This is a genomic window from Saccharibacillus sp. JS10, from assembly GCF_024436065.1.
Taxonomy (GTDB): domain Bacteria; phylum Bacillota; class Bacilli; order Paenibacillales; family Paenibacillaceae; genus Saccharibacillus.
The window spans coordinates 1195369-1219773 of record NZ_JANFNS010000001.1; the positions used below are offsets into that span (position 1 = coordinate 1195369).

General features: G+C 47.4%; 19 protein-coding genes, 6 tRNA genes and 2 rRNA genes. 2 read left to right on the forward strand and 25 right to left on the reverse strand.

Annotation, left to right across the window (positions count from 1 at the left end; all coding sequences use genetic code 11):
* The first annotated feature begins 51 nt into the window (after positions 1 to 51).
* Positions 52 to 1371: a uracil permease gene (gene uraA / locus NOM90_RS05375; RefSeq protein ID WP_255940469.1), complete on the forward strand. Its 1320-nt coding sequence runs from the start codon at positions 52 to 54 to the stop codon at positions 1369 to 1371.
* Between the two features lie 188 nt (positions 1372 to 1559).
* Here the strand turns inward: uraA and NOM90_RS05380 are convergent, their stop codons facing one another.
* The 23 genes from NOM90_RS05380 to NOM90_RS05490 all read right to left on the reverse strand — a co-directional run bounded on the left by NOM90_RS05380 (position 1560) and on the right by NOM90_RS05490 (position 20894).
* On the reverse strand, positions 1560 to 2786 hold the full coding sequence (locus NOM90_RS05380; RefSeq protein ID WP_255940470.1) for a cation:proton antiporter: 1227 nt from the start codon (positions 2784 to 2786) through the stop codon (positions 1560 to 1562).
* A complete protein-coding gene (locus tag NOM90_RS05385; RefSeq protein ID WP_255940471.1) occupies positions 2786 to 3283 on the reverse strand; it encodes a cation:proton antiporter regulatory subunit in 498 nt (165 codons plus the stop codon). The genes NOM90_RS05380 and NOM90_RS05385 overlap by 1 nt, the downstream gene beginning before the upstream one ends.
* 265 nt (positions 3284 to 3548) lie before the next feature.
* Positions 3549 to 4061, reverse strand: a complete 513-nt coding sequence (locus NOM90_RS05390; RefSeq protein WP_255940472.1) for an adenine phosphoribosyltransferase — start codon at positions 4059 to 4061, stop codon at positions 3549 to 3551.
* 90 nt (positions 4062 to 4151) lie between these two features.
* Positions 4152 to 6605 carry a single-stranded-DNA-specific exonuclease RecJ gene (gene recJ, locus NOM90_RS05395; RefSeq protein ID WP_255940473.1) on the reverse strand — a complete coding sequence of 818 codons (2454 nt, stop codon included), beginning with the start codon at positions 6603 to 6605 and terminating at the stop codon, positions 4152 to 4154.
* Positions 6606 to 6686: 81 nt separating this feature from the next.
* Positions 6687 to 7592 (reverse strand): cation diffusion facilitator family transporter, encoded by a 906-nt coding sequence (locus NOM90_RS05400; protein WP_255940474.1) that lies wholly within the window; start codon positions 7590 to 7592, stop codon positions 6687 to 6689.
* An 89-nt stretch (positions 7593 to 7681) separates the two neighbouring features.
* A complete protein-coding gene (secF, locus tag NOM90_RS05405; RefSeq protein WP_255940475.1) occupies positions 7682 to 8611 on the reverse strand; it encodes a protein translocase subunit SecF in 930 nt (309 codons plus the stop codon).
* Positions 8601 to 10070 carry a protein translocase subunit SecD gene (gene secD, locus NOM90_RS05410; RefSeq protein ID WP_255940476.1) on the reverse strand — a complete coding sequence of 490 codons (1470 nt, stop codon included), beginning with the start codon at positions 10068 to 10070 and terminating at the stop codon, positions 8601 to 8603. The genes secF and secD overlap by 11 nt, the downstream gene beginning before the upstream one ends.
* Positions 10071 to 10159: 89 nt before the next feature.
* Positions 10160 to 10450: a post-transcriptional regulator gene (locus NOM90_RS05415; RefSeq protein WP_255940477.1), complete on the reverse strand. Its 291-nt coding sequence runs from the start codon at positions 10448 to 10450 to the stop codon at positions 10160 to 10162.
* Between the two features lie 24 nt (positions 10451 to 10474).
* Positions 10475 to 11791, reverse strand: coding sequence for an ArsB/NhaD family transporter (locus tag NOM90_RS05420; RefSeq protein ID WP_255940478.1), 1317 nt, complete (start codon positions 11789 to 11791; stop codon positions 10475 to 10477).
* Between the two features lie 217 nt (positions 11792 to 12008).
* The gene (yajC, locus tag NOM90_RS05425) at positions 12009 to 12338 is read right to left on the reverse strand and encodes a preprotein translocase subunit YajC (protein ID WP_255940479.1); all 330 of its coding nucleotides are present in this window, start codon (positions 12336 to 12338) and stop codon (positions 12009 to 12011) included.
* Positions 12339 to 12404: 66 nt separating this feature from the next.
* The gene (tgt, locus tag NOM90_RS05430) at positions 12405 to 13544 is read right to left on the reverse strand and encodes a tRNA guanosine(34) transglycosylase Tgt (protein WP_255940480.1); all 1140 of its coding nucleotides are present in this window, start codon (positions 13542 to 13544) and stop codon (positions 12405 to 12407) included.
* A 59-nt stretch (positions 13545 to 13603) separates the two neighbouring features.
* A complete protein-coding gene (gene queA / locus NOM90_RS05435; RefSeq protein ID WP_255940481.1) occupies positions 13604 to 14638 on the reverse strand; it encodes a tRNA preQ1(34) S-adenosylmethionine ribosyltransferase-isomerase QueA in 1035 nt (344 codons plus the stop codon).
* A gap of 7 nt (positions 14639 to 14645) precedes the next feature.
* Positions 14646 to 16754 (reverse strand): SpoIID/LytB domain-containing protein, encoded by a 2109-nt coding sequence (locus tag NOM90_RS05440; RefSeq protein ID WP_255940482.1) that lies wholly within the window; start codon positions 16752 to 16754, stop codon positions 14646 to 14648.
* 24 nt (positions 16755 to 16778) lie between these two features.
* The gene (gene ruvB, locus NOM90_RS05445) at positions 16779 to 17789 is read right to left on the reverse strand and encodes a Holliday junction branch migration DNA helicase RuvB (RefSeq protein WP_255940580.1); all 1011 of its coding nucleotides are present in this window, start codon (positions 17787 to 17789) and stop codon (positions 16779 to 16781) included.
* 42 nt (positions 17790 to 17831) lie between these two features.
* Positions 17832 to 18452 (reverse strand): Holliday junction branch migration protein RuvA, encoded by a 621-nt coding sequence (ruvA, locus tag NOM90_RS05450; RefSeq protein WP_255940483.1) that lies wholly within the window; start codon positions 18450 to 18452, stop codon positions 17832 to 17834.
* Positions 18449 to 18952, reverse strand: coding sequence for a crossover junction endodeoxyribonuclease RuvC (ruvC, locus tag NOM90_RS05455; protein ID WP_255940484.1), 504 nt, complete (start codon positions 18950 to 18952; stop codon positions 18449 to 18451). Before ruvC ends, ruvA begins: the two co-directional genes overlap by 4 nt.
* Before the next feature lie 230 nt (positions 18953 to 19182).
* Positions 19183 to 19259: transfer RNA gene (locus tag NOM90_RS05460), tRNA-Arg, on the reverse strand.
* 9 nt (positions 19260 to 19268) lie between these two features.
* Positions 19269 to 19343: transfer RNA gene (locus NOM90_RS05465), tRNA-Gly, on the reverse strand.
* A 24-nt stretch (positions 19344 to 19367) separates the two neighbouring features.
* Positions 19368 to 19443 (reverse strand) — tRNA-Asp (locus NOM90_RS05470).
* A 19-nt stretch (positions 19444 to 19462) separates the two neighbouring features.
* Positions 19463 to 19536: transfer RNA gene (locus tag NOM90_RS05475), tRNA-Met, on the reverse strand.
* A gap of 46 nt (positions 19537 to 19582) precedes the next feature.
* Positions 19583 to 19658: transfer RNA gene (locus NOM90_RS05480), tRNA-Val, on the reverse strand.
* A 5-nt stretch (positions 19659 to 19663) separates the two neighbouring features.
* Positions 19664 to 19735, reverse strand: a tRNA-Glu gene (locus tag NOM90_RS05485).
* A gap of 274 nt (positions 19736 to 20009) precedes the next feature.
* Positions 20010 to 20894, reverse strand: a complete 885-nt coding sequence (locus NOM90_RS05490) for an NAD(P)-dependent oxidoreductase (protein WP_255940485.1) — start codon at positions 20892 to 20894, stop codon at positions 20010 to 20012.
* Between the two features lie 140 nt (positions 20895 to 21034).
* Between NOM90_RS05490 and NOM90_RS05495 the strand changes: the two genes are divergently transcribed.
* Positions 21035 to 22015 (forward strand): ketoacyl-ACP synthase III, encoded by a 981-nt coding sequence (locus tag NOM90_RS05495; RefSeq protein WP_255940486.1) that lies wholly within the window; start codon positions 21035 to 21037, stop codon positions 22013 to 22015.
* A 457-nt stretch (positions 22016 to 22472) separates the two neighbouring features.
* On the opposite strand, the gene rrf is transcribed toward NOM90_RS05495, so the two are convergent.
* Together rrf and NOM90_RS05505 are read right to left on the reverse strand one after the other, a co-directional pair.
* A 5S ribosomal RNA gene (gene rrf / locus NOM90_RS05500) occupies positions 22473 to 22589 on the reverse strand.
* 104 nt (positions 22590 to 22693) lie between these two features.
* Positions 22694 to 24405: ribosomal RNA gene (locus NOM90_RS05505) — 23S ribosomal RNA — on the reverse strand; the annotation flags it as partial.

A 24405-nucleotide genomic window follows, 5' to 3' on the forward strand; every position in this document is an offset into this window, starting at 1 on the left:
CTTGAATCTTTCAAAGCGGCTCTATCCTATGTCTTTGAGGAGTGAGAATGTTTGCAACGCGAAATCCAAGTTCATGAAAGACCTGCATTCGGTCCCGGTCTGTTACTCAGTATCCAGCATTTGTTCGCCATGTTTGGCAGTACGGTTTTGGTTCCGAATATTTTCGGCGTCGATCCAAGCGTCATCTTGCTGATGAACGGTATCGGCACCCTGCTCTACATCCTGATCTGTAAAGGTAAAATCCCGGCTTATCTCGGCTCGAGTTTTGCGTTCCTTGTTCCAGTCGGAGCAGTCCTTGTTACGCCAGGTAATATGGAGAACTATTCCAAAGCACTCGGCGCTTTTATTGTCATCGGCATCGTGTTTATCCTTGTCGCTTGGATTGTCAAAGTCGCAGGCACCCGCTGGATCGACTTTATGTTCCCGCCAGTTGTTATGGGCTGCGTAGTCGCTCTGATTGGCCTTGAACTCCTTCCGGTTGCTGCCGATCTTGCCGGTCTTCTGGGAAGTGTGGATCCAGATACAAAAGCAGTCGTATACAGTTCCAATGCCATTATCATTTCGCTTGTCACTTTGGCGGTTACCGTATTGGGTGCTGTATTATTCCGTGGCTTCCCGAAAATCATACATATTCTGATCGGGATCGCGGTCGGTTATATCTTGGCTTATGCGTTAGGCGAAGTAGATACTGCCGCTGTTTCCGAAGCCAGCTTCTTATCGATGCCGAACTTCACGACACCGACTTGGGATATCGCCGCTATTCTGACGATCTTACCGGCTGCTCTCGTCGTTATTGTCGAACATATCGGTCACTTATTGGTTACAAGCAATATTGTCGGCAAAGACTTGTCCAAAGATCCGGGGTTGCATCGTTCGCTACTCGGTAACGGCGTATCGACTGTATTGTCCGGTTTTGTAGGCTCAACTCCAAATACGACTTACGGCGAAAATATCGGCGTTATGGCGTTGACTCGCGTCTACTCTGTATTCGTTGTCGGCGGAGCTGCGATCATCGCAATTCTACTATCGTTTTCCGGTACGTTTTCCGCAGCTGTTGCGAATATTCCGGGTCCGGTTATGGGCGGCGTATCGCTCTTGTTATTCGGTGTTATCGCGGTATCCGGCCTACGTATCTTCGTCGAGCAAAAAGTCGATTTTTCCAAATCGGTCAATATGCTGCTTGCAGCTGTTATTTTAGCCACAGGGCTTAGCGGCGTTACATTGACGATCGGTGAAGTTTCGTTAAAAGGTATGGCGCTCGCTACCATCGTCGGCATCGTATTGAACCTGATTTTCCGCTTTATTCAAATCTTCGGGATTTCTAATGAAAAAGAAGAATTGACTACGGAAACCAAAACTCCAGATTTGTAAAATCAACAAAAGACCGTGTCATTCTTCGCCAAGAAGAACGCACGGTCTTTTTTCATACACTTTTTTTGCCTCATAGGCTCACGAGTTATTTTCCCATGATACGGAAACCCGGAATCACAGTCACTGCCGATCCATGTTATAGGAAAATAATTCCTGTCTCTCATTTTTCTTTATCTCTATTGATTAGGTTACTGCAATTTGTCTCCACCGCTTTTGGCTTTCATCCATTTGATCGGAACAATCTTGGTCACGAACTTATGCACCATTGCTGATTCTTTCGTCAAGAAAGGCCCGAGAACAGCTAAGATCAAGACATAGATAGCTGCAAAAGGTTGCAAGATCGCCATCAGACCGCCTGCTGCGCCGAGATTCGCCATAATGATCGAAAACTCACCGCGAGACACGATTGTCAAACCTACGTTAGAAGAAGCTTTCGGTGAAAGTTTGCCGCTACGCCCAGCCAACATTCCCGCTGTATAGTTACCGATAATCGTAAGAATCACCGCACCAATCGCAAGCCATACCGCATTTCCTTTTAGACTCAGTGGATCGATCGTAAGACCGAAGCTGAAGAAGAATAAAGCGCCGAAAAAATCTCGGAAAGGCAAGATCGCTTTTTCAATCCGGTGCATATGCTTGGTTTCGGCTAATACCAGACCTACCAATAAGGCTCCAATCGCTTCCGCCACATGAATCGTTTCCGAAAATCCAGCTACGATAAATAGCATGGCGAACACGGTAGTCAAAAAGATTTCGTTGGAAGAAACGCCAAGTAGCTTGTTCAAGACCGGAATCAGCAATCTGCCGACAATCAGTACAAGCAACATATAGCCAAGCGCGATTCCCGCAGAAAGAAGTACGCCGCCGAGTGTGGTCGCGCCGCTGAGCAGCAAACCGGACAAAATCGACAGATACACAGCAAGGAATACGTCTTCGAACATGATAATACCCAAAATCATTTCGGTTTCCGGATTAGCGGTTCGTCTTAGATCGACTAGCACTTTAGCTACAATCGCACTAGATGAGATCGTCGTAACCCCTGCAATCACGAGTGTTTCCAAAATCGGGAATCCACAGATCAGACCGAACAACAATCCGAGCGTAAAGTTAATCCCGATATAGATCGAGCCGCCGATTGCAATTGATTTACCGGCTTTCGCCAAACGTCCGACCGAAAATTCAAGACCCAAGTAAAACAGTAAAAAGATAACGCCAAGACGACCCATAAAGTTAATCAGTTCCGCACTTTCAATAAATCGAAGGTCGATCAAACCAAAATGCGGAGCATGCGGTCCGACAGCCATACCTGCGAGGATATAAAAAGGAACTACGGAAAAGCGAAGTTTAGCGGAGAGGAAACCGGCGAGCGCAATCAATAAAACCGCGATCCCGACTTCGAACACCATATGATCCATCAAGCCTCACCTACTTCCAATATCCTTTTCAACTTCTGAATATTTTGGCGTTCGCCAGCTAAGACTAACGTCATGCCTTCAGCCAACACATAATCAGGCCCTGGGCTAACCGTTTGTTTGTGCATTTTGTCGAGCGAAGCGATCACGACTGTTCCTGTATTCTCGCGGACTTTCAGTTCACCGATCGAACGACCAATCGCTTTGAAGCCTTTTTTGAGCTTGTACCACTCAATCGACAATTGATCGATCGTATGCTCGACTTTTTCCAGTGCTGTTGGCTGGTAGTTCATCCCGCCTACAATACCGCCAAGCTGACGAGCTTCCGTATCGGTCATCGTCATCACGCGCATCAATTCTTCCGGTTCCTCCGGCAATGGGCAAAACAGTTCTCGCTTTCCGTCTTCATGGACGATGACGATAAAGCGGTCTCCTTCTTCCGTGTCGATCAAAAACTTACGTCCAATCCCCGGAAGATCGGTTTCTCTAATTACAGACATTTTATCCCCCTCCTTAACTCTAAAATATGGACTGCGGAAAAAGTGACGCCAATACGAAAAGAGGCTCATCCGCCGAGTCTCATTACGTAATACGTGACCCAACCCAAAGGGTTTCAAAAAAATTCGGGTTTTCGTTCTTTTTTTATCTTTTTTGGCGAAAAAGGTTCTGAAAAGACGAAAAACCCGTAATTTGCTCCCGCTTGCTTCGCGGGGTATCAAATCACGGGTTTTTAAGCACATTCTTAGTTATTAAAAGAATAATTGCTTAGCCTTTGATTAGGTTAAACACTTCAATATCGTTCAGACGGCTGCGTCCGTTTAACTCTTCCAATTCGATCAAGAAAGCTGCGCCAACGACGTTGCCTCCCAATCGGTGAACCAAATCCACAGACGTTGCAATCGTACCGCCAGTTGCGAGCAAGTCGTCAGCGATCAGGACGTTTTGCCCTTTTGCTACCGCGTCGATATGCATCGCCAATTTGTCTGTTCCGTATTCCAATTCGTATTCGACTTCTACCGTTTGATAAGGCAGTTTGCCGCTTTTACGAATCGGAACAAAGCCAACGCCCAGCGCATATGCCAAAGGTGCCCCCACGACGAATCCACGAGCTTCTGGCCCTGCAATCAGGTCGATTTTCAAATGCTCTACCTGCTTTTTCAAAGCGTCGATCGCTTCGCGGTAAGCTGGTCCGTTGCCAAGCAACGTTGTGATGTCTTTGAAACTAATCCCCGCTTTTGGAAAATCAGGAATCACGCGAATATGTTGGTTAAAATCCAAATGAATCTCCTCCTAAATCTTGTTCCCGGATGGTTCGACAGAAGAAATAGCGTTATCCCGTTTGATGACGAAAATGATATAACGTTTCCGCTACGAAAGCGAAAAAGATAAAGTCGTATCCGCATTTGCGGTTCGGACATGGTGTAATCGCTGCGTTAGCCATATTCCGAGATCTTCTCCCGGCCCTAACATCACTCGCTCAACCGCTTCCGCTTCTTGCAAGTTGCGGTACGCAGCCGCCGAATCTAGCGCCGCTTTCGGCGGAGTCGGATTGGCGGTCACTGTCATCTCTTCTCGAATAATAAACTGCAATTCTTCGAATACGTCCAGCGTCATTCGAATCATGCGCAGTGAAAAACCCGAGACTTTAGACAGATGCCGAATTAATTGTTCTTCGTTCACCTTGCCTCCCGCAGCGCGCCTGAGCTCGACATAGATCGTTTTGATCTTTTCCCGGCTTGGTTCGCTGAGTCGCTCGGCAGAAGGCCCGCTTGCCGGATACAGCAGCACGATATTTTCCAATATAGGAAAGTTAGCCAATAATTCATCCAGTTGCACAGAAGTATCCGGCAAATCCAGTAGAAATAAAGTACGTGTCTCGGTCGGCTTGATAAGCGGCTGCTCGCTTTCCGTTCCTTGAATCCCGGAATATTTATCATACAGCCAAAGCGGCAGATGCGCTAGGGTCTTCTGTGAAACTTTTAAAGTCGTTTCGTTCAAAGCCACCATGACTTGCTGCGGTTCACATGCGATCCATTGCTTTGCTTTTTTGCAAAATTGTTCGACAGTCTCTGCCGAATTCATAGGAGAACGTCGATCAAAGACTTGAAAACCAGGTAAAGCGAGGTCGCGTACCATCAATTGAGGTTTCCGGTTGCCTCTCCATTCATTGATGCTCGTCTCTGCCAATATATCCAATAGATCACCTTCGCTCAGATAATCGGCTAATGCGCCTTTACCAAAAGCGACTGCTTCGACGACGCATCCGTCTTGCTCGATCACCAACTTCAAATGATTATTCGTTTTTCCCATCGTCAGCACCCGTTGAAGTTTGACCTTGCGGAACACAAGCTGAGGTGTCGGATTGCTCATCCCGAATGGAGCCAACCGATCCAACTCTTCGATCACCTGGATCGGAATGTCTGCCAAGCTACATTCGGTCTCTGCTTCGATCACAGGAATCAGATCCTCGGGAAGCAGTTTGTTTGCTGCATATTCATTCAATCCTTGATCGAAAGCTTCAAGTTGTTCACGTTCCAGGCTCATTCCCGCTGCCGCAGGGTGCCCGCCAAAATGCTGCATCGTATTTTCGACAGATAGCAGCGCTTCATAAATATCGAAGTTCGGAATCGAACGCGCTGATCCTTTGCAGGTGCCTTTTTCTGTATCGATGCCCAATATAATCGTTGGACGATAATACCGCTCCAAAATTTTTGAAGCGACGATCCCGACCACGCCGACATTCCAACCTTCGCCCGCCAACACAATGACATGAGGAACGACGCCGTCTGCCTCGGCAATCCGACGCTCTAACTTTCGGATCGCTTCCGCAACAATGTCTTCGACATTTTTTTGACGATCTTTGTTAAGCAGATCCAGGACTGAAGCCAAATGCTCTGCGCGATCAGCTTCATCCGTAGTCAACAGGTCGACCGCTCGGTTCGCATGATCGAGCCTACCGCTAGCATTGATACGCGGTGCAATCGCAAAAGCGATCCCGACCGAATTGAGTTGTTCCGGTTGACTTCCCGCTACGGCTAACAATTCTTTGACCCCGAGCGACGGATGAGTTTGCATCTGTTGAATACCTTTTGCCACCAAGATCCGATTTTCGTCTACAAGAGGCATAAGATCGGCAACCGTACCGATCGCAACCGTATCCAGCCATTCTTCCGGCGGCGCGCCTAACAAGGCATGACATAGTTTAAAAGCAACCCCTACCCCGGCTAACCCTTTAAACGGATACTCGCACATTGGAAGTTTAGGATTCACGAGCGCGATGGCTTTCGGCAATACTGCAGGAGCTTCGTGGTGATCGGTTACTACAGTATCGATCCCGAGTGAAGTCGCATAAGCGATCTGGTTAACGGCACTGATGCCTGTATCCACCGTTATAATTAGCTTGACGCCTTCTGCGGCTGCTTGATCGATTGCGTGGTTATGCAGCCCATATCCTTCTTTGGAGCGATGCGGAATATAAGTTCCAAAGTTCGCTTGGAGTCGCGTGAGCAAACGGATCATGAGCGAGGTACTGGATACTCCGTCCGCATCATAGTCACCGTACACCCAGATCCGTTCTTTTTGTTCCAAAGCCTCGCGAATACGTTCTACAGCTTGCTTCATTCCGTGCAGTAAAAAAGGGTCGTGCAGCTTCGTCAAATCGGTATGATCTTGCAAAAACTCTGTTGCGGCATCTGGCGTATCGTATCCTCGATTAACAAGTAGCGAAGATAATAACGGAGATGCGCCAATCTCCTCGCTTAATGTATGAACCGCTTCTTTTTCCGGCGTTGCAATCTTCCATTGATATTTGGAATGAAGCACACACTCACCTACCTTTTTGAGACTTAACTGGATAAGGTCTAACATGATAAAACCGAACGCAGCGAAGTACCACGTCCGGTATTATTGAACAATTGTTGGCTCTTCTTTATTGTCAGGAAGTTCTTCATTAGATTTGTACGGATAGCCTGTATGATAAGGTTCGATTCTAATCCGCACTTCAATGACTTGCACAAAACGTTGCATCAACAAATCGCGAGCACGCTGAGAAATATCTTCGGCTTCTTTGACCGTGATCCGAGGGTTGACGCTAAGTACGGCTTCGATCGTCACCGTTTCAAAAGATTCGATAGCTTTCAAAGCTCGAACTTCGAGAACGCCTTGAATCCGTTGAACCGTCTCGATAAAAGGTCTAGAGTCAACTGTACGTAGAGGATCTTTTGAAGACGTAGCGGTTGTGGCTTGCAAAAGTACTAATCCTTTAACTGCAACAAATACAGAGACCATTAAAGCGACCACTGAATCTGCATACGTGAGAAAAGAAATATCAAATCCGCTTCCTGCGATCGATAAAGCCATGCCTAAAGCTACGCAGATCCATACATACATAGACATCCGATGCTGAGATAGATAAAAGTAAGCCTGTTGACGATCACCATACAGCCGGCTTCGATACCCGAACATAAAAACGATTTGGCTGATCACTACCGTAACCAAAAAAGCAGCAACTGCCCAACCATTAGGTACAAGATTCATACCGCTTTGTATATTCTTAATCGTTTTTATAAAAACTTCGATTAGCCCCACGATAATCAGTGCTACAACTAAAGTTCGAACCCCTAACATCGAAGAACGAGATTTGGAATTTCTGCTGTGAAAAGCATCAGAAACGGAATTTAGCGCATCCACCAACAGAGCTTGGCTCCCCCCAAACCAGCCTCCGATACCTTTTAACAATATAGTAAAACCAAGCAGATAGGTACCGGCCCAACCTGTAGAGTTCATGCTGCTTTGTTGACGGACCGCCATATTGATTCCCCTTTCCCAGCGAACTTGATTGTGTTTAAAAAATAACAAAAGCCGCGTCTCAAATATAGGACGCGGCTGCCGTAAAGATATTAATTCGTCGCTTTGGACGGTTTAACCGCGGACGGCTTTTTTTTGTTTCTTAACGCCAACCACAATGGGCTTGCGATAAAGATCGAAGAATACGTACCGAACAGCAAACCAAGAACCATAGCCAACGAGAACATACGGATCGATTCGCTACCTAAGATCAGCAACGCGAAAGCTGCAATGAATACGGTGAATACCGTACCGAGCGAGCGAGTCATCGTTTGCGAAATACTTTTGTTTACGACATCTTCGAGATCGCCAGGCGTTTGCTTTTTCGCAAAGCGCAAGTTTTCTCGAACTCGGTCGAAGATAACGACGGTATCGTTAATCGAGAAACCGATAATGGTCAAAATCGCAACAATGAAGGTTAGATTGACCTCGAGACGCAAAATCGAGAATACGCTGATAACGAGGAAAGCGTCATGCAGTAAAGCGACGATTGCCGACAAAGCAAATCGCCATTCGAAACGAATCGTGATATAAATCATGATTCCGACACTTGCCACGATAATCGCAAGCAAAGCGTTCCGTTCCAATTCTTTTGCCATCTCGGTGTCTACGGTATTGATCTCGTAAGAAGCTTTATCGTCGATTTGGCTATTGAATGTCGATTGAAGCGCCTGCGATTGTGTATCGGTCAGCACTTCCGGGAAACGGATATTCACGCGGTCATTACCCGCCGTAATATTTGCTTCCTGATCAAGTTTCGCATCACTCAGCACTTTTTCGACTTGAGCTTGCGTTACAGCTTTAGATACCGATACGTCTACGTTCGAGCCAGAGCGGAAATCAACGCCGTAGTTCAATCCGAAGATCGAAAGGCTGATGATACCAGCCAAAGTAATCAACAGCGAAAATCCGTAAAAGTACTTACTCGATCTGATAAAATTGAAATTCCATTTGGAACTTGATGATAGATTCTTAGAGCTCACGAATTTCACTTCCCTTCACTCCGAAATACGATGGCTTAGTCAAAGATTTCGCTTTGATCAGCAACGAGAGCAAGTAACGCGACAGGAAGACGTTCGTGATGATACTCGTAACGATATCGATCATCAGAACCAACGCGAATCCGCGAACCGATCCTGTACCGAGCCAGAACATTACGGCTCCGGCAATCAGTGTTGTAATTTGAGCGTCCATAACGGTACGGAACGAGCTTTTGCTACCGGCACGGAATGCCGACAAAATACTTTTTCCGCTTCGTATTTCTTCTTTGATCCGTTCGGAAGTAATGATATTGGCGTCGACCGCCATACCTATGCCCAATATGAAAGCGGCAATACCCGGTAAGGTCAGCGTTATATCTGCCCATATGAAGACCAGAATCGTCCCCCACGTATGAATAATGAGACAGAATGCAGCAATCAGACCTGGAACCCGATACATAAAGACCATGAAAATCAAAATAATAATCGAGCCGATAATACCTGCGCGAAGCGTCTGGTCAAGAGACAATTGACCGAGCGTTGCGCCTACACTTTGCGAATATTTTTCAGTCAATTTAAGCGGCAAAGCACCTAAATTGATCGTATCGCGCAAGTTTGCTGCTTCTTCGCGTGTGAAATCACCTGAAATTTGTGCGCTTCCGCCTGAGATTTGTTGTTCGACTCTAGGAGCGGAAAGCAATTCGTCATCCAGGAAGATCGCCATCGGTTGACCAACCAAACGACCTGTCACTTCTGCGAATTTTTTCGGATCGTTCAGTTCAATCGAAATCATTGGACGTTGCAAAGAATCCAATACAACAGTAGCACCGTTAGGCTTGAAATCTTCACCTGTCAGTTCGATCTTATCAAATCCTTGATAAGGATCGGCTGGTGTAGCCGTTTCCGTATCTGTACCTGCTGCTTCATCGGTACCGGTTCCTGTAGAATCGGTATTTGCTTCTGCTGCAGGTGTTTCATCCGTACTTGTAGCTTCTTCTGCATCTGTAGCTGCATCCGTATTGGCAGCATCCGTGGAATCTGGAGCTTCTACCGTTGCTCCATCTTCTGTTTCTGTAGCCGCTTCGTCTTGCGCGCTTGTGTCCGAAGTGTTCCCCATGCTACGGAACGTCAAGTTAGCGGGTTCTTTAATTCGTTCCCTTACAGCTTTCTCGTCGGTAACTCCCGCAATTCGAAGACGAATCCGGTTGTTTCCTTCGGTTGTGATCTCGGGCTCGCTTCCTCCGAGAGCATCCACACGTTTTTCGAGACTCTTTGCTGTTTCAAGCAGGGATTCTCGGGTGACTTCTGATCCGCCTGTCATTGGTGACGCCTCGTAAAGAATCTCGAAGCCCCCTTTTAAATCCAGTCCCAATCTTACTGAATTCAATAAGTTAGGCGTGCTCCATATCATGACTCCGATCGAGACGAGCACAATAACAATGAAACTGACAATTCTCTTCATGCCGTTTCTGGTTCCCCCTTTTTTCTCAATATTCCCATTATAGCGACGCCGTAAAATGGAGTCAATGAATCAAAAATAAAGGCTGCCCTTTATGAAAAGGGAGCTTCTTTCAATGCGGCAAGAGTCAAGTAGTTCATCATCCCGTCTGCACGCAGTGTTAAAATATCATTGACCATTTGGTGTAGCGGTGGTTCAGGTTTATTGACGTATTTATGATTAACGCAGTTCCATACTTCTTCCCAAGTTGTATGCTCATAACCGAGAAATTGAAATTCCTCTGCTTTGCTGCGGCAAAGATCGATCACAGCTCCCGTCAATTCTTCACCGATCAATTCCGGTTCGACAAGTTGTGAGACTTCCCATCTGTTTTCTGTCGTCATAATCGTCCCCTTTCCAAGATCTTATTATAAAATATACGTGTATAAATACCATCCGCCTAGTACCAAAGCCAATAAAGTAAGCGGCAAAGCGATCAGCAAGTAGGATAGATACGAAAAGCGATACCCTTCTTTGTATGCAAAACCTGCGGCAAGCACTCCAGCTACCGAACCTGCAAGCGTACCGCTTGAACCGATTCCGCTCCCTAGCGCCACAGCTAACCATAGACTTTGCAAATCTTTTGGACGTACGACTTCCATCTGAAATCCGATCGTTTCGATCAAAGGAATAACGCCTGCAATAAGCGGAATCGGATCGAGTACCGCTGAGAAAATACCAACAATCGCAAATAATACTAGAGCGGTCAGACTTTTGTTCTCATTGGTCAATTCAAGTAACCGTGCTGCCATTTCTCCGGTAATGCCTGTTTCGACCAAACCCGCAGCAATCACATAAAATCCAGCAATGACTCCAAGCGTTTTGAAGTCCATGCGTTCACGGATTTTTCTGACATCCTCCATCGAATGGACATTGACGACGATCATTGCCAGCGCTGCGATCGAAGCTACGGCTGAACTCGTCATATCAAGCTGTTTATGCCAAATCAGACCGATTATCAGCACAACAAGAACAATTAAAGACCATACAGCTTGACGACGACCTGCCAAATAAGCATAAGGATCAAGCTTGGCTCGTTCTTGCTTTTCCGTAGCAGATGTACGTAGTTCCCGACGGAAAATTAGCAGTAATATCGCCATATGAACGAGTAATAGAAATACGACAGGCAGCAGCAAATAAGAAGCGAAAGCCCGAGTATCCAAATCTGCCGCTGCACCGATCATCATATTAGGCACACTACCGACAAGCGTCGTCATTCCTCCAAGATTACAAGCAATCACACTCATAATCAAAAAAGGTACCGGACGAATATTCAGAAGTTTGCCGATTCGCAAAATAAGGGGTGCCAGCAGCAACAGAGCAGGGCCGCTACCCAACAAAGCCGCCGCTACCGCAGCAACTAAAGTCATAAAGCCTAATATAATAAAACCATTTGACGAAAAAAGTTGAACGATGCGTATTGCTGCAAAATGTACGATACCGCTTCGATCTATCGAAGCCGCTATGATCATCATATTTGTAATCAGCCATAACGTATGCCATCCAATATGCTGCGAAAAAGCAGCGTTCCAATCTACGATCCCTAATATTAATAGCAGGAGCCCTCCTGTAAGAGCAGCCACACCTGCATTTACTTTTTCCGTTACGACCAACAGATAAGCGATCACAAATACAGCAATTGCCGTATAGATCGGCCAAAATGCGGGTTCCATATCGGAAATCATACATTCACTTCCCCTCTAAATCGTTCTTTGCGCATCCTATGTATGTGTATCGAAGAACGACTCCTAATGTGTATAGTTTCTTTTTGCAAAAAGGTTTCGCTACATCTTCTTTTCGCTAAAAAAAGAAGCTACTGAAAAACGGAATATGTCCGTTAATCAGCAGCTTGCATAAAAGTCGTGGCAGTCTAGCCTTCAACTTTTCTTCGATCATTCAAACTTACTTTTTATCGAGAACCACATCGGAGCTACCTGCCGTTGTTACATGGCTGATCGCGCTGCGGTCAAACGTCAATTTCGTAACGTCATTGACACGCAAAACAGCGATGTCGTTTGTGATCTCCAAGATTGTACCGTGCAGACCGCCGATTGTGACGATTTTATCGCCTTTTTTCAGCTGTCCGAGCATTGCGTTACGTTGTTTTTGCTTTTTTTGTTGCGGACGAATCAGCAGGAAATAGAAAATTGCGATCATGAATACGAATGGAATGATCGTCATGATCAGCCCACCGCCACCTGCGTTCGCTGCAAGAGTTGCATGTTGAAGCATCGTGAAATCCCCCTTTAAGATACGAATGGCCATACGAAATAAATCGTACTGGACTCGTGGGGTCGTTTAGAACCCGTTGCTGTTGGCGTGCATGCCATACTGCTCAAAAAATTCATCGCGGAAATCAAGCAAACGATCCTCACGGATAGCTTGACGAACGCCGCTCATCAAATTGAGCAGGAAGTGGAGATTATGATAAGTTGTCAACCGGAGGCCGAACGTCTCGTCAGCTTTGATCAAGTGACGCAGATATGCACGGGAATAGTTCCGGCAGGTATAGCAATCGCAGTTCGGATCGAGAGGACCGAAGTCTCTCGCGTACTGGGCATTGCGTACAACCACCCGGCCCTGGCTTGTCATCGTCGTTCCGTTACGCGCAATGCGTGTCGGCAGCACGCAGTCGAACATGTCGACTCCGCGAATGGCGCCTTCGAGCAGAGCATCCGGAGAACCAACGCCCATTAAATAGCGGGGCTTGTTCGCCGGGAGCAGCGGTACCGTATACTCCAGCACTTCATACATCAGATGTTTCGGTTCTCCCACACTCAGTCCACCAATAGCATACCCCGGGAAATCCATTGAAGTCAAATCAGCCGCGCTCTGACGACGCAAGTCTTCGTGCATGCCGCCTTGAACGATCGCAAACAATCCTTGATCTTGCGGACGAGCATGAGCTTCCAAGCAACGTTCTGCCCATCTGGAAGTCCGTTCCAAGGAACGTTTCAGATACGCATGTTCTGCCGGATAAGGCGGGCATTCATCGAATGCCATCATAATATCTGAACCTAAAGCATTTTGAATTTCCATAGCCACTTCCGGCGACAAGAACAGCTTATCTCCATTCAAGTGGGAACGGAAATTCACGCCTTCTTCGGTGATTTTACGCATTTCAGCCAAACTGAATACTTGAAAACCGCCGCTATCTGTCAAAATCGGACGATCCCAGTTCATAAATTTATGCAGACCGCCTGCTTCGCGAATGATTTCATGTCCAGGTCGCAAGAACAAATGATACGTATTACTCAAAATAATTTGGGCTTCCATTTGTTTGAGTTCTTCCGGGCTCATCGTTTTTACCGTTGCCAATGTACCTACCGGCATAAAAGTAGGCGTTTCAATAATACCGTGCGGGGTGTGTACACGCCCAAGTCTTGCTCCGGATTGCTTACAAGTTTTGATATGTTCGTAACGAATAGCTGATGTCATCGGATCGTTCCTTTTCAAGAAAATTAGGGAGCTTTCGCTCCCTGTAGATTAATAAAATATCAATAAATAAACATCGCATCGCCAAAGCTGAAAAAGCGATATTCTTGTTCAACAGCTTCTCGGTATGCAGCCAATACATGATCTCGCCCTGCAAGTGCGCTAACCAACATCACAAGCGTAGACTTCGGTAGATGGAAGTTGGTGATGAGTGCATCTACGAGTTTGAGGTCTTCGCCGGGATACAAAAAGATCTGCGTCCATCCGCTGTCTGCATGCAGTTTCCCTTGTTCGTCCATTGTACGTCTCGCTGCCGATTCTAAAGTACGTGTCGAAGTCGTGCCTACCGATACGACTCTTCCGCCGCGCTCGCGAGTACGGTTGATCAATTCGGCAGTCTCCGAAGGAAGTTCATAATACTCTTCGTGCATGACATGTTCTTCGACATTTTCCACCGAAACCGGACGGAAAGTGCCTAAACCCACATGCAGCGTCACAAACCCGATGTCTACGCCTTTATTTCGTAACTGCTCAAGCAGTTCTTCGGTAAAATGCAGACCCGCTGTTGGAGCTGCTGCGGAGCCTTCATGCTTCGCATACACCGTCTGGTACCGCTCACGGTCATCCAGACGTTCTTTGATATAAGGCGGAAGCGGCATCTCGCCCAGACGATCCAAAATTTCTTGGAAAATGCCTTCGTAGCGGAACTCAATAATTCGCGCGCCCATATCGCCTTCTTCAAGTACAACGGCTTCAAGTTCATCACCGAAACGCAATACAGCGCCAGTTTTTACTTTTTTGCCTGGCTTCGCTAACGTCTCCCAACGATCGCCTTCGATATTTTTCAGAAGCAGCAATTCAACGCGCGCACCTGTTTCTACTTTGATTCCGTGAAGACGCGCAGGCATAACCCGCGTATCGTTCAGAATCAACGTATCACCCGCATTCAATTTGTCTAAAATATCGTAAAAATGCAAATGTTCCGTCTCTCCGCTTTGTTTATTCAACGTAAGCAGACGAGAAGCCGTGCGCTCTGCGAGCGGGGTCTGTGCAATTAGATGTTCGGGTAATTCAAAATCATAATCTTCTACATTCATGTGGTCTTCAGTCCTTAATCAGTTCTACGTTATGATAGTAATGCAACAAAATTTGATCGTAAGTCTGGCCTTCATCGGCTAAGCCTTTGGCTCCCCATTGGGACAAACCAAGACCGTGTCCGTTTCCTCGTCCGACAAAAAAGAATCCGGTACCCGAAGATACTGCCGGTGTCGTCGTCCCAACCGCAGCTAGGCTACGACTGATAACGCCCGATTTTGCAGTAGCTCCGATATTTTTCAGCGCAGCTGTTTTGTTTTTCGACGTTGTCGCGGAAGTGATTACGGTGTAAGCATCCGCAGATACAACATCGAACAAAGTACTTGGCAATCCGTTCAGAGCGGAACGGAACATATCCGGATATTTGACATCGACTTTTGTTCCGTTGACTTTCAGCTCGGTTGCCCGACCGGAAGGTCCACGATCACTGACCTGAATACTTTGAATTGTCGCAGGTAACTTCGTTGTTGTACGCCCTTTAAGCGAAGTTAACAGTTGAGAAGAGGTATACGGTCCGCGAATCCATTCATACGTACTGGATTCACTGACGACTTCCAACACTAATGCTTCATCGCCCGGATTCATTTGCGATAACTCTGAGACTGCACTTTGGATCATAGGTAGCGGGCGAACTTTCGTTTTTGCCGATGTTACCGTCATTTTTCTAAATCCAGTAATATCGGTACCTTTGTCTTTCACGTTATCTTCGCGTACATAACCGATTGTGCCATTCGCAAGCGCAACATGGTACCACTTTTTCAAGTTAGCGGCTGCGGCACTGTCCGATTCAGAAGGTACGCTGGAGAACAGATTGCTGCCTCCGCTGTTCCATACTTCTTTCGGATCGGAAGTCATGCCCCCCGCATTCGAAGAAAATAAAGCTTCAACCGCTTTGCCATTTTGCTGCAATATCTCGCCGGACGTCGCATCAACAGCTTCATTCACCGATTTGCTTTCAGAACCTATTCCATTATACGCCTGACTGAGCGTAGAATCGACTACATCTGCAACTTTAAACTTCGTTGTCGTTTGCGTCTGTACCGTTGCATAACTACGAGCCGCAACCGCTTGGGCTTTTAACGATTCTTTTGGCCAAGATGCCGGCACTTCAGAACCAACTACCGAATACAAATACTGCTCCATCGGCAATTCGTTCACTAGATACAACTGCCCACCATATACACCAATCTCCAGATCGCCTCGATACGAGCGTTTCGAACGTTCCTCGACGCGAATTCCTTTGTCAGCCGTACCGTCGATCCAAATTTTATCTTGTTCGCCCAATGTCAGCAGATACGTCGGAACCGCCGTCCCTGCAAGATCGCCTGTCATTTCGTTGCGGATCACAGCCGTAGCGGTCACATTATCGACACTCGACAAAGTAATCCCCGGCAAGCTTGCCGCAACCGAACTTTTCAGCGATTCTCGCGCGGAAGCATTGACCGCTTCTCCGACCTGTACGCTGTATACCGCTTTACCATTCACTGTAGATACTTGTAAAGTTCCGTCTAATCCGGCGTTCAAGACTTTTTGCAACGTAGCGTTTGCCGCAGCTAGCGTTCCGTAATTGCCGGCTTGCAGCGAAAATGTACCTACAGCGACAGGATTCAATCCAGTTGTGGATTTGATCACCGAATCCGCAGATAGACGCGTTGCCGCGTCGGCTGCCGCTTTATCGCTCGCATACACGCCTGCATACAATTGATAGACGTCTTGTCCGTTTCGGACAACCTTGTATACGGTAACTTTATCGGAACCTGATTTAAACTTCGCCGTAACAGCAGTAACGACTTTAGGATCGCTCGTTTCTCCGACTTTTACACGTGGACCGTTAAGACAAAGAGAACTTGCCGTTCCAGCGGGAATCGAGAACCATTTTAAATATCCGGTATTCGTTTTTTGTCCGACTGCTACGGCTTGTTCCGGTGTTAATGTAATCTTGGAAGTCGTCTGCTTATACGTACTTCCCAAATTCAAAAACAACCCGACACGCACGTTGTCATCGGTCGTTGCAGCTTGTGCAGGTGTTGAAATCGGCAAAAAAGATAACGCGACAACCGCTGCAAGCAGCGGCTTTCCCCATTGAACAGACTTTCCGTTTGAACGTTGCTTGATCATGCTAGCGTTCCTCCTTGAGGCGAATTATTTTCCGTTTTCCGGCATCGGCAATCCCAAGTGCGAATAAGCTTGGGCGGTGACAACGCGGCCTCTCGGCGTGCGCTGGATAAACCCGCTTTGCAGCAGGTAAGGTTCGTACACATCTTCAATTGTTTGACTTTCTTCTCCAATCGTAGCCGCAATCGTGTCCAGACCCACAGGTCCGCCGCGGAAACTTTGGATCATGGCTTTCAACATCTTATGGTCGATATTATCGAGACCTCTTGGGTCGACTTGCAGACGGGTTAGCGCTTCGGTCGCAATTTCCGGTGTGATAATACCATCTCCGCGGACTTGTGCAAAATCGCGTACCCGTTTGAGCAGACGGTTCGCAATCCGAGGTGTCCCCCGAGAGCGTAAAGCGATTTCTTCAGCAGCGTTCCCGATAATCTCGATATCTAATGTATCGGCATTTCGAGACACAATAAAAGCAAGTTCTTCAACATTGTAAAATTCCAGACGACTCACAACGCCAAAACGATCTCGTAGCGGCGCTGACAACAGACCTGCCCGCGTCGTTGCACCGATCAACGTAAATGGAGGCAGATCAAGTCGTACCGAACGAGCACTTGGCCCTTTACCAATCATAATATCCAGCGCAGAATCTTCCATCGCGGGATACATGACTTCTTCAACGGTGCGATGCAGACGATGGATTTCATCGATAAATAATACGTCGCCTTCTTGCAGATTCGTCAACAATGCAGCCAAATCACCAGGACGCTCGATTGCAGGCCCCGATGTCGTACGCAAGTTGACTCCTAGCTCATTTGCAATAATGTTCGCTAACGTCGTTTTGCCAAGCCCTGGAGGGCCATACAGCAAGACATGATCCAGCGCTTCGTTTCGCATTTTTGCAGCTTCGATATAGACTTTCAAATTTTCTTTTACTTGGTTCTGACCGATGTATTCCGCTAAGTAGCGAGGGCGCAAACTGAGTTCTGCAGCTTGGTCTTCCATCATCAGATTTGCCGATATGATCCGGTCGTCTTCCATAACCTCCACCGTTCCTCCCCGTTCTTCTTTACTTTACCTTATTTATCCGCGATAAAGAACCTTTAAAGCTCTTTTCATCAACGCATCCACCGGTTCACCCGGTTTTAAATCTTCTTTCAGCTCGCTCCAGACCTTATCCAGCTCTGCATCGGTATAACCCAATACTTGGAGACCTTCGCGCGCTTCTTTCCATCCGCCGCCGTCGAGTTCCGCTTCCGCCGCAATAGTATCGTCGAACAATCCGCCAAGCGAAGGCGTAACGAAAGAATCCAACCGATCTTTGAGATCCAAAATCATACGTTGTGCCGTCTTTTTCCCGATCCCTGGCAGCTTCGTCAAAAACGTTACGTTTTCTTGTTGGATCGCAGAAACTACTTTTTCCGGAGAACCGCCTGCCAAAATACCAAGCGCTACTCTAGGTCCGATTCCGGTTACATCGATCAGACGCCGAAACAATCTTTGTTCATCACGCGTTGCAAATCCATACAGCGAAATCGCATCTTCTCGTACGCTGTGGTGCGTATATACCGTGACCGGCTCCGAACCTTTTGCAGCAAAAAAATAAGGGTTGGGACAAAATACGCGATAACCCACGCCTTGCACATCGACTACGATATATTCATTTTCCATATGGGCGACTAAGCCACGTACAAAATCGATCATTTTCGCAATACCTCGTTTAATTTGGAATTCAAACTTACCGAATGAGCATGACAGACGGCAACAGCCAAAGCATCCGCCACGTCATCGGGTTTGGGTACTGCCGACAATTTAAGCAATAACTTGACCATCTCTTGTACTTGCTTTTTTTCCGCTTTACCGTAACCCACAACTGCTTGTTTGACCATCATCGGTGTATACTCGGCGATCGGCAGATTTTTTTGCACAGCAGCGAGCAACAATACTCCACGGGCTTGAGCCACCGGAAGAGCTGTCGTTACATTTCGGCTAAAAAACAGCTTCTCTACCGCGACTTGATCCGGTTTATATTTTTCGATCAGCTGTACCATACTTTCATAGACGTCTCGCAGACGTTCTTCTTCCGGCGTATGCGCCTTCGTCTGAATACTTCCATATTGCACGGGAGTCATTTTATTTCCTTCTTTATCGATAAACCCAAAGCCGACAATCGCCAGACCCGGGTCGATGCCTAAAATACGCAAATCCATCTCTCCTCTATCTTTTAACGGCGAATTTTTCAAAGGAATGTAGTGTCAAAATCATGGAATAAAATGCGCAAAGCGAACATATGTATTCCTTCTTCTCATTATAGCAAAAATCGATCTTACCGGGAAAAAACTTTGCCGATTGTTAAAAGCACTTTGAAAACAAAAAAACACCGGTTCGGTGTAGAGTACCTACATCCAATCCAGTGTTGTGATTTAAAATAAAATGGCGCGCCCTGAGAGATTCGAACTCCCGGCCTTTTGATTCGTAGTCAAACGCTCTATCCAGCTGAGCTAAGGGCGCAAACAAAAATGGAGCGGACGACGGGAATCGAACCCGCGACCCTCGCCTTGGCAAGGCGATGCTCTACCGCTGAGCCACGTCCGCAAAACTTATGCGATAAAATAAAAATGGCGGAACCGACGGGATTTGAACCCGCGATCTCCTGCGTGACAGGCAGGCATGTTAACCCCTACACCACGGTTCCAGACCATAAGATGAAACAATTGCGGGGGCAGGATTTGAACCTGCGACCTTCGGGTTATGAGCCCGACGAGCTACCGAGCTGCTCCACCCCGCGTCAGAGTGTAATTCATGTATTTCGACTTCCGTCACTGAAGTCTTCATGGTGGAGGCTGAGGGGATCGAACCCCCGACCCTCTGCTTGTAAGGCAGATGCTCTCCCAGCTGAGCTAAGCCTCCGTATATGACCCGTAGGGGATTCGAACCCCTGTTACCTCCGTGAAAGGGAGGTGTCTTAACCCCTTGACCAACGGGCCTTAATCTTCAATGTCTACCGTTTAGCTTTCGTCTTTTCAAAAGATGTTGTCCGCGGCGACAAGAATTAATATACCATGCGAGCATTTCAAAGGTCAAGCTTTTTTTTGAAATACTTTTAAAAGTTTAAGTTTTCAATGTCATAAACGTTATTAAACCTTTCGTTTATCGTACCAAACGTATATCGCTTGCTAGAATTAGAACGAAGCAGAATCGCACAACCCCTGCAACTATTGTGCGATTCTACTTTCCAAGGTTGCTTGGTTGAGTTGATCTTTACTTTTCCTGTTCCGCCCATAGCTTATATAAGGCTTGCGTTCCTTTGTCTTCATAACCAGCATCCGCCAGTTTTCGATATAACGATTCTGCAAGCTGTAGACCCGGCAATTGCAGCTTCATCTCATTTGCGGATTCAAGTGCAATCCCCATGTCTTTGATAAAATGCTTGATATAAAAGCCCGGTTCAAAATCGCCATCCAACATACGCGGAACCAGATTGCTTAACGAAAAGCTTCCCGCTGCGCCTGTCTCGATACTTTTCAGCACTTTTCTCGGATCAAGACCTGCTTGCTCGGCATAGACGATCGCTTCTGTGACGCCCATCATATTCGAAGCGATAGCGATCTGATTACACATTTTCGTATTTTGTCCGGCTCCTGCCGTTCCTTGATACACGATATTGCTTCCCATGATTTGCAAAAGTGGCAATACAGCTTCATAGTCTGCTTCTTCCCCTCCAACCATAATCGAAAGCTTCGCATTTTTAGCCCCTACGTCCCCACCTGATACCGGAGCATCGAGTACGCCAATCCCTTTTTCTTTGCCCAGATCTGCGAGACGCTTAGCGAGCAGCGGGCTAGAGGTCGTCATATCGATCAGATACGCTCCCGACTTCGCAAAAGGAATCAGACCTTCTTCTCCTGTATAGACCTGTTCTACATCTTGCGGATAACCTAGCATCGTAATAATCACATCACAAGCTTGTGCAAGCGAAGATGGAGACTCATGCCAGATTGCGCCGCGATCAATCAACTCTTGTGCTTTGGACGGCGTCCGATTATACACATGAACTTCGTAACCTTGATCTAAAATATGCCCTGCCATACTTTTTCCCATTACACCGATTCCTGCAAAACCGACCACTTTTTTTGTAGCTTCCAACTTTCTTCACCCTTTCTATCCTCTATTTCTTTTAAACTCTATCATATATTGATCGATTCCTGTAAAGCTTGCAAAACGTTCGCCAACCTTTTATATTAGTACCAGGTACTAAATTTAAGTGCTAAAGGAGCTGACTGCATATGAACCTTACTTTTTCGAACGCACGTATCTCTGCTTTAGGCACTTACGTCCCCGAGCGGATTCTAACGAATCATGATTTAGAAAAAATGGTGGATACTAATGATGAATGGATTGTGCAACGTACCGGAATTCGCGAACGGCGTATTGCTGCGGAAAATGAATTCACTTCACATCTATGTATCCAAGCAGTCGAAGACCTAGTACGACGTTATCCAAACGCACTAGAAGGCGTAGATCTGATTCTTGCCGCGACGACTACACCGGATTACCCTTTTCCTACCGTGTCTTGTCTCGTACAAGATGCTTTTAAACTACAAAATGTAGGGACGCTTGATTTGAGCGCAGCTTGTGCAGGTTTTACGTATGCTTTGCATCTTGCCAATGGCATGGTTACAGCAGGTTTACATCGCAAAGTTTTGATCGTCGCTGGAGAATGTATGAGCAAAACCGTTGACTACACCGATCGAAACACTTGCATCTTGTTTGGCGATGGAGCCGGTGCAGCAATTATTGAATATGCGGAAAACGGTACTTTTCTCGGCAGCCATATGGGTAGCGACGGAAGTGGCGGACAACATGTATACCGAAGCGGCATGGCGAATACGTTAAACGGAGAAGCTTTGGCTGGAGACGGAAAAGTTTTTCAAAATGGTCGTGAAGTCTATAAATGGGCAGTACGTACCGTACCTGAAGGCGTGCAAAAACTTACTCAATCTTTACCTGACGGCATTTCAGACGTCGATTGGTTTATTCCTCATAGCGCTAATTTGAAAATGATCGATTCGATTGCAGACAAAACAGGAATTGGTAGTGAACGTACCTTAACCAGCGCCGAATTTTATGGCAATACTTCTGCGGCTTCGATTCCGCTGGCTTTGCAACTTGCGATTGATGCTGGCAAAGTAAAAAAAGGCGACTTGCTTTTGATGTATGGATTTGGTGCGGGATTGACGCACTCGGGGATTTTGGTTCGATGGTGAGCGAGAGCGAGCCTGCTTTCAACCTGCGATTCGTTGTCCTTTCCCCTTTCATTTGAAATAGAGCTTGGAGGTGAGGGGAAAGGGCAAAGGCGCTTCGGTTCGAAAGCAGGCTCGCTCCTGGGCCGGAGGTGAAAGCTGCTCAAGCCTTTCGGCGCTTGAGCGGGTGGAGCAGGGCGAAGGGCTTGGCGGCTCAGAATCGCCGCCATTGGGAAAGAGGCAGCGGCGTTGCCGGCTGCAAAGGCTTTAAAATGAAAGGAACAAAAGCAAAATAAAAGATAGCTTTAAGACGCTTAATCTTTATGGCAACGTTTCTGTTCGAGTGAACTTTCACTCTTAACATTCTTTACTTTGCTTGTACAACTCAAAACATTCTTTAAAGCTTAGAACCTACATAAACTTCATCTTTTACGCATACAAAAAAGCCTGATCCGCAAATGCAGATCAGGCTTCTTCTTCGGCTTGGCAGCTTCCTACTCTCCCAGGACCCTGCGGTCCAAGTACCATCGGCGTAAGAGGGCTTAACGGTCGTGTTCGAGATGGGAACGTGTGGAACCCCTCTGCCATCACCACCAAACCATTTGTAGTTGACGAGCAACTACGCACAAGGCTTGCACCTTGAAAACTGGATCCGAAACGATCTCTTCGCGTCTTTCGAAGCGGTTTTCCGTAGAAAACCAAAAGGATAAGCCCTCGACCGATTAGTACTTGTCAGCTGCACACATTGCTGCGCTTCCACCTCAAGCCTATTGACCTCGTCGTCTACAAGGGGTCTTACCAATTAAGTGGGAAATCTCATCTTGAGGGGGGCTTCACGCTTAGATGCTTTCAGCGTTTATCCCGTCCGCACGTAGCTACCCAGCGATGCTCCTGGCGGAACAACTGGTACACCAGCGGTGCGTCCATCCCGGTCCTCTCGTACTAAGGACAGCTCCTCTCAAATTTCCAACGCCCACGACAGATAGGGACCGAACTGTCTCACGACGTTCTGAACCCAGCTCGCGTACCGCTTTAATGGGCGAACAGCCCAACCCTTGGGACCTACTTCAGCCCCAGGATGCGATGAGCCGACATCGAGGTGCCAAACCTCCCCGTCGATGTGGACTCTTGGGGGAGATAAGCCTGTTATCCCCAGGGTAGCTTTTATCCGTTGAGCGATGGCCCTTCCATGCGGTACCACCGGATCACTAAGCCCGACTTTCGTCCCTGCTCGACCTGTCCGTCTCGCAGTCAAGCTCCCTTCTGCCTTTACACGCTACGAATGATTTCCAACCATTCTGAGGGAACCTTTGGGCGCCTCCGTTACATTTTAGGAGGCGACCGCCCCAGTCAAACTGTCCACCTGACACGGTCCCTGTACCGGATCACGGTACGAGGTTAGAACTAGCATGCGATCAGGGTGGTATCCCAACGGCGCCTCCCCCGAAGCTTGCGCTCCGAGTTCTACGGCTCCCACCTATGCTGTACAAATCGCACCCCAGTCCAATATCAAGTTACAGTAAAGCTCCATGGGGTCTTTCCGTCTTGTCGCGGGTAACCTGCATCTTCACAGGTATTAAAATTTCACCGGATCTCTCGTTGAGACAGCGCCCAAGTCGTTACGCCATTCGTGCGGGTCAGAATTTACCTGACAAGGAATTTCGCTACCTTAGGACCGTTATAGTTACGGCCGCCGTTTACTGGGGCTTCAATTCAGAGCTTCGCGTTACCGCTAACCCCTCCTCTTAACCTTCCAGCACCGGGCAGGCGTCAGCCCGTATACTTCGCCTTGCGGCTTCGCACAGACCTGTGTTTTTGCTAAACAGTCGCTTGGGCCTTTTCACTGCGGCCCCCTCGTGCTATTCACACTACCGGGGCACCCCTTCTCCCGAAGTTACGGGGTCATTTTGCCGAGTTCCTTAACGAGAGTTCTTCCGCGCGCCTTAGAATACTCTTCCCACCCACCTGTGTCGGTTTGCGGTACGGGCGCCTTCACCTGGCTAGAAGCTTTTCTTGGCAGTGTGAGCCCAGGACCTTCGCTACTGTAATTTTCGCTCCCCATCGCAACTTGTCCTTGAAGTACGCGGATTTGCCTACGTACAAAACTCGTTACTTGGACGGACATATCCATCAGTCCGCGTCCCTTCCCTCCTGCGTCACTCCATTGCTCGTAACGGTTTACGGCGGTACAGGAATATCAACCTGTTGTCCATCGACTACGCCTTTCGGCCTCGCCTTAGGTCCCGACTAACCCTGAGCGGACGAGCCTTCCTCAGGAATCCTTGGGTTTTCGGCGGATCAGATTCTCACTGATCTTTTCGTTACTCATACCGGCATTCTCACTTGAATACAGTCCAGCGCTCTTTCCAGTACACCTTCAATCCGTATTCAACGCTCCCCTACCCCTGATGCAA

Bases quoted from the DNA above. Each gene is read 5' to 3' on its own strand.
- ruvB (WP_255940580.1), bottom strand. From the start codon at position 17,789: ATGGAAGACGACCGGATCATATCGGCAAATCTGATGATGGAAGACCAA.
- yajC (WP_255940479.1), bottom strand. From the start codon at position 12,338: ATGCTTCAACATGCAACTCTTGCAGCGAACGCAGGTGGCGGTGGGCTG.
- NOM90_RS05415 (WP_255940477.1), bottom strand. From the start codon at position 10,450: ATGACGACAGAAAACAGATGGGAAGTCTCACAACTTGTCGAACCGGAA.
- ruvA (WP_255940483.1), bottom strand. From the start codon at position 18,452: ATGATCGATTTTGTACGTGGCTTAGTCGCCCATATGGAAAATGAATAT.
- queA (WP_255940481.1), bottom strand. From the start codon at position 14,638: ATGAATGTAGAAGATTATGATTTTGAATTACCCGAACATCTAATTGCA.
- secD (WP_255940476.1), bottom strand. From the start codon at position 10,070: ATGAAGAGAATTGTCAGTTTCATTGTTATTGTGCTCGTCTCGATCGGA.
- NOM90_RS05385 (WP_255940471.1), bottom strand. From the start codon at position 3,283: ATGTCTGTAATTAGAGAAACCGATCTTCCGGGGATTGGACGTAAGTTT.
- tgt (WP_255940480.1), bottom strand. From the start codon at position 13,544: ATGACATCAGCTATTCGTTACGAACATATCAAAACTTGTAAGCAATCC.
- NOM90_RS05440 (WP_255940482.1), bottom strand. From the start codon at position 16,754: ATGATCAAGCAACGTTCAAACGGAAAGTCTGTTCAATGGGGAAAGCCG.
- NOM90_RS05420 (WP_255940478.1), bottom strand. From the start codon at position 11,791: ATGATTTCCGATATGGAACCCGCATTTTGGCCGATCTATACGGCAATT.
- NOM90_RS05495 (WP_255940486.1), top strand. From the start codon at position 21,035: ATGAACCTTACTTTTTCGAACGCACGTATCTCTGCTTTAGGCACTTAC.
- NOM90_RS05380 (WP_255940470.1), bottom strand. From the start codon at position 2,786: ATGGATCATATGGTGTTCGAAGTCGGGATCGCGGTTTTATTGATTGCG.
- NOM90_RS05400 (WP_255940474.1), bottom strand. From the start codon at position 7,592: ATGGCGGTCCGTCAACAAAGCAGCATGAACTCTACAGGTTGGGCCGGT.